The following is a 4237-nucleotide window of genomic DNA, read 5'->3' on the forward strand; positions in this document are numbered from 1 at the left end:
GTGGTGAGCTTCGCAACTTCCGCGCGTGTCGCGCGGGGTGTCGATCGCGCCTCGTCAGTTCCGCCGCGACCGCGATGGTGAGGCGAGGGAGACGAGGCCTGGAACTGAACACTCCGGCGCGGCGATCAATCCGGCAGGCGGGTTTCCGCGAGAGTGCCGTGTCCCACAGCGTAAGGGCCCGGCGCCCCATTCAAGGAGCCGGGCCCTGTTCAAGGCTATGGCGATTGAGCCTACTTCGCGAAGCGGCCTTCATATTTGAACTGCGGCGCCGCCTTCAGCTGGTCCTTGGTGGCGTTGATCCTGGCATTCCACTTCTTGTCCGTCGCATTCCAGGTGATCGCGAGCGCGTTCGGGCTGACCGCAACATAGTGCGTGCCCATTCCAAGGAAGCCGCCGACCGACAGAATGTAAGAGGCGAGGGAGTTACCGGCGATGACGACGTCCTCGATCTCGCCCACATTCTCGTCACCGGCATTCTTGACGTTGAGCCCCTTGAGACTGCTAGTCAGGGCGGATGCTTCGTTCACTGAGACGAAGACCGGAGCCTGAGCCGGAGTGGGAGCGGTCTGCGCGAAAGCGGCGCTGGAAAGCATGGTGGCGGCGAGAGCAAGAGCAATGGGGCGCATTTTTGGGATAACCTTCTTGTTGGGCCGCAGTCGGAGACCGCTGCGGCGTGACAGAGAGGTAATTCCCGGCCTCCCGATCGGTTCCGGGAATATCTGCAGTGCGACAAGGGGGCTCATGGCCCGGTCGGACCTCTGACATCTGCATCGCGCGCCTGGAGATTCGCAGGAGCGCGCGGAGGAACATCTCTCGAGGAGATCACGATTTTCGAGAAGGACTGATCCGATCCCTGCCTCGGGCGTTTAGCCGGCAGGAGGAACGGCCATGAAACATGATCACATGCTCAAGGCATTGACCGTGATGCTTGCGACGACCGCGATGACACCGGCTTCAGCCCAGCAGGCCATGATCGACGAAGCGTCCTTTCTACAGGCGTTCGAAGGACACTTTACGGGCACCGGGACGCTCGAAAATGCGGGCGGATCGAGCCATAAACTGAGCTGCAAATTCGACGGCGATCAGCAGGGCTCCCGGGTCACTCTAAGCGGCCATTGCTCGACCGCGCTGGTCCTCTCCACGACGGTGAAGATCGATCTGCGCTATGATCCCAGGACGCAGCGCTATGACGGTGAGTTCCGCGAGAGCAAAGGCACTGTGGCAAACCTCGCCGGCGCGCGTCGTGGTGACAATCTCGCATTGTCCTTCCGCGAGACGGCGGAGAGCGTTCGGCCCAGTCCGCCGGCCACGCTGACGATCAGCCGGCACGCAGAGGGGTTGGCCCTGGCGCTCAGAGCGAGCCAGCCGGGGCAAGGGCAGAACCTCGACCTGCGCCTCAGCGGAAAACAGCGCAGCCCTTGAGGACCGGGGCTTGGCGAAGGGCAATTCGCATATAGTCTTGCCCCATGACCAGATCTCTTCACCTCCTCGGCTCGATCGCAGCACTGGCGCTCGCTGCTTGCACGGCCGCCGGTCAACCATCCAGTGCCGCGCCGCCAAGTCCGTGCTCGCCCGAAGGAGCCAAGCGCCTTGCAGGGCAGATCGGCAAGAGCGACGCCGAGGTCATGCGTGCGACCGGCGCAAGTGTGCTGCGACGTCTTTCACCCGGCTCGCCCATGACAATGGATTACCGCCGGGAGCGGGTGACGATCGAGGTGGATGAGAGCGGAAAAATCCAGCGGGCGCTCTGCGGCTGACGTCAAACGGCGCTCCGGCCATTGCTCGGGGCGATGAAACCCCTGAGCGGGAAGATGGCGGACAGGGAGGGATTTGAACCCCCGATACCCTTGCGGGTATGCCGCATTTCGAGTGCGGTGCATTCAACCACTCTGCCACCTGTCCGCGGTCGCCTTCGGTCGAAGCGGGCTGGTTACTACACGCCACATCGGACGGTTACAAGTCTCCTCGCTGTCATAAATCCGACGAATCTGAAGCCTCGCGACTTGACCTGAAGAGCCGCCAAGACTATCGAGCCTCGTCCGGCGTGGGGAAACCCGCGCCTGATCTCTTTTGCGTGTCCGGCTCCGCGTTGCGGCATCCGGCATGATCGAAGAGTGAACCCGACCACGTAACGACTGCCAAAAAGCCGTCCCGCATGCGCCTCGCGAGGCCATGACAGGGCGGGGCTGAACATGGAGAACAACGATGTTCGCAGTCATCAAGACCGGCGGTAAGCAGTTCCGCGTCGCCGCGAACGATGAAATCACCATTGCCAAGCTCGAAGGCGAGCCTGGCGATACCGTTGCCTTCGGCAACGTCCTGATGCTGACCGACGGCGAGAAGTCGACGCTCGGCGCGAAGGAACTGGCCGAGATCACCGTTGCCGGTGAGATCGTGCGCCAGGCTCGCGGCGAGAAGGTCATCGCCTTCAAGAAGCGCCGCCGCCAGAACTCGAAGCGCAAGCGTGGCTTCCGCGCCGAGCTGACGATCGTGCGCATCACCGACATCCTCACGGGCGGCAAGAAGCCCGAGATGAAGAAGGGTGACGCTTCGACCGTTGCCGTGAAGGCCGCCGCCAGCGCCGTCAAGGGCAAGGCGAAGGCTGAAGCTAAGGCCGAGGCGCTCGACGCCTCGAACCTCTCGCTGATCTCGGGCGTCGGCCCGACCATCGAGAAGAAGCTGCGCGCTGCCGGCATCACCTCCTGGAACGACATCGCCGCCTGGTCCGAGGCCGACGTCGCCAAGTGGGACGAAGAGCTCAAGCTGCGTGGCCGCGCCACCCGCGAGGAGTGGGTTGTTCAGGCCAAGGAACTCCTGGCCGGCAAGCCCCCGCGCGCCAAGGTCGAYCAGGCCGAACAGGCTTCCGGCGAGGACTACTGACAGCTCCTGTCAGGCAGTCTTCGGCTTTCATCTCCGAACCGGTGGCTTTTGCCGCCGATTCGGGTTAGAGAGACAACAGTAGTTTCGAGGTAGGGCGTTATGGCTCACAAAAAAGCAGGCGGCTCGTCGCGCAATGGTCGCGACTCCGAAAGCAAGCGTCTCGGCGTGAAGCGCTTCGGCGACCAGGCGGTCGTGGCCGGCAACATCATTATTCGTCAGCGCGGCACCAAGTGGCATGCCGGCGTGAACGTTGGCATGGGCAAAGACCATACGCTCTTTGCGACGACCAATGGACGAGTCCGATTCACGACGAAACTCGGCCGAGCTTTCGTGAACGTAGTCCCGGCCCAAGAGGCCGCAGAGTAAAAGGCGGATAGGGAAGTTCCTTGATCCGCCGGTTCCATCGAACCGATCGGATCAAGGGCAAGGCCCGACAAGGGTCTCCCGAAGGTCAAGCGAAAGGGGAGATGGGACCAAAGTCCCAGCTCCCTTTTTTCGTTTGCGCCGACGGAGAGACCGATGTTCCCCGAACTGACCCGCGACGATGTCTTCCGGCTCGAGACCCGCCGTCTCTGGCTGCGTTGGCCGCGCATGGCAGACGCTTCCGCCATCCTGCGTCAGGCTGGGGAGAAAGCCGTGGCCGAGATGACGGCCTCGATCCCGCATCCCTATCCGGCGGATGCGGTCGAGCCCTTCATTTTCGCCATGCGCAAGGGCAATGCGCTCGGCGAGCATCTGGCGCTGGCGATCACGCCGCGCTCCAGGCCGAACGAGCTCATCGGCATGATCGGCGCCCATAAGCAGGCGACCGGCATCCCCTTCATCGGCTACTGGCTCGGCACCCCACACTGGGGCAAGGGCTACACGACCGAGGCCGCGCAGGCTCTGATCGACACGCTCTTCACCTTGCTCGACATTCCGGCGATCGAGGCGGACACGCGCGTCATCAACCCGGCCTCACGCCGGGTGCTGGAGAAGTCCGGCTTCCGGCAGGAGGGCTCCTTCTTGAAGTCGCTGCCGGCTCGCGGCGGGCTGTTCCCCTGCGAGCAGTACCGGCTCGACCGCTCGACCTGGGCTGCCCTGAAGAGCTGGGGAGCAACGGGCTGGACCCACGCGCCCGAAATCGAGACCCCCGGCGAATTCTGCGTCGCCTGAAACGAAAGCCCCGGCAGATGATGCCGGGGCTGATTGCTGTTGGCCGTGGGCTCTAGCAGGCTGTTGAAGAAGTCGTCCWWGGGCGGGCGATGAAGGTGGAATCGTCACCGTTGTGGACGCGGATTTCGCCCTTGAGGGAGCCGTCCGTTTGAAGTTTGGCCCATCCGTCGCCCGAGACCTCGTCCATCTCATCATTGCCTTG

6 protein-coding genes and 1 tRNA gene are annotated in these 4237 nt (G+C 63.3%); 5 read left to right on the forward strand and 2 right to left on the reverse strand.

Going from position 1 to position 4237, the window contains the following annotated elements; translation table 11 throughout:
- Positions 1 to 230: 230 nt before the first annotated feature.
- The gene (locus tag AC1D34_RS34545) at positions 231 to 743 is read right to left on the reverse strand and encodes a PRC-barrel domain-containing protein (RefSeq protein WP_441492473.1); all 513 of its coding nucleotides are present in this window, start codon (positions 741 to 743) and stop codon (positions 231 to 233) included.
- A 145-nt stretch (positions 744 to 888) separates the two neighbouring features.
- Between AC1D34_RS34545 and AC1D34_RS34550 the strand changes: the two genes are divergently transcribed.
- Both AC1D34_RS34550 and AC1D34_RS34555 read left to right on the forward strand, forming a co-directional pair.
- Positions 889 to 1422: a hypothetical protein gene (locus tag AC1D34_RS34550; RefSeq protein WP_441492472.1), complete on the forward strand. Its 534-nt coding sequence runs from the start codon at positions 889 to 891 to the stop codon at positions 1420 to 1422.
- Positions 1423 to 1466: 44 nt separating this feature from the next.
- The gene (locus AC1D34_RS34555) at positions 1467 to 1757 is read left to right on the forward strand and encodes an I78 family peptidase inhibitor (protein ID WP_441492471.1); all 291 of its coding nucleotides are present in this window, start codon (positions 1467 to 1469) and stop codon (positions 1755 to 1757) included.
- 55 nt (positions 1758 to 1812) lie between these two features.
- On the opposite strand, the gene AC1D34_RS34560 is transcribed toward AC1D34_RS34555, so the two are convergent.
- A tRNA-Ser gene (locus AC1D34_RS34560) sits at positions 1813 to 1902 on the reverse strand.
- Positions 1903 to 2205: 303 nt separating this feature from the next.
- On the opposite strand from AC1D34_RS34560, the gene rplU reads away from it, so the two are divergent.
- From rplU to AC1D34_RS34575, 3 genes are all read left to right on the forward strand, one after another.
- Positions 2206 to 2880 (forward strand): 50S ribosomal protein L21, encoded by a 675-nt coding sequence (gene rplU, locus AC1D34_RS34565; RefSeq protein ID WP_069878798.1) that lies wholly within the window; start codon positions 2206 to 2208, stop codon positions 2878 to 2880.
- 99 nt (positions 2881 to 2979) lie between these two features.
- A complete protein-coding gene (rpmA, locus tag AC1D34_RS34570; protein ID WP_043241804.1) occupies positions 2980 to 3246 on the forward strand; it encodes a 50S ribosomal protein L27 in 267 nt (88 codons plus the stop codon).
- Between the two features lie 153 nt (positions 3247 to 3399).
- The gene (locus AC1D34_RS34575; protein ID WP_069878797.1) at positions 3400 to 4035 is read left to right on the forward strand and encodes a GNAT family N-acetyltransferase; all 636 of its coding nucleotides are present in this window, start codon (positions 3400 to 3402) and stop codon (positions 4033 to 4035) included.
- Positions 4036 to 4237: the final 202 nt, after the last annotated feature.

The sequence above is a fragment of the Allobosea sp. P1_A7 genome, assembly GCF_056406775.1.

Bases quoted from the DNA above. Each gene is read 5' to 3' on its own strand.
- AC1D34_RS34555 (WP_441492471.1), top strand. From the start codon at position 1,467: ATGACCAGATCTCTTCACCTCCTCGGCTCGATCGCAGCACTGGCGCTC.
- AC1D34_RS34575 (WP_069878797.1), top strand. From the start codon at position 3,400: ATGTTCCCCGAACTGACCCGCGACGATGTCTTCCGGCTCGAGACCCGC.
- AC1D34_RS34550 (WP_441492472.1), top strand. From the start codon at position 889: ATGAAACATGATCACATGCTCAAGGCATTGACCGTGATGCTTGCGACG.
- AC1D34_RS34545 (WP_441492473.1), bottom strand. From the start codon at position 743: ATGAGCCCCCTTGTCGCACTGCAGATATTCCCGGAACCGATCGGGAGG.
- rpmA (WP_043241804.1), top strand. From the start codon at position 2,980: ATGGCTCACAAAAAAGCAGGCGGCTCGTCGCGCAATGGTCGCGACTCC.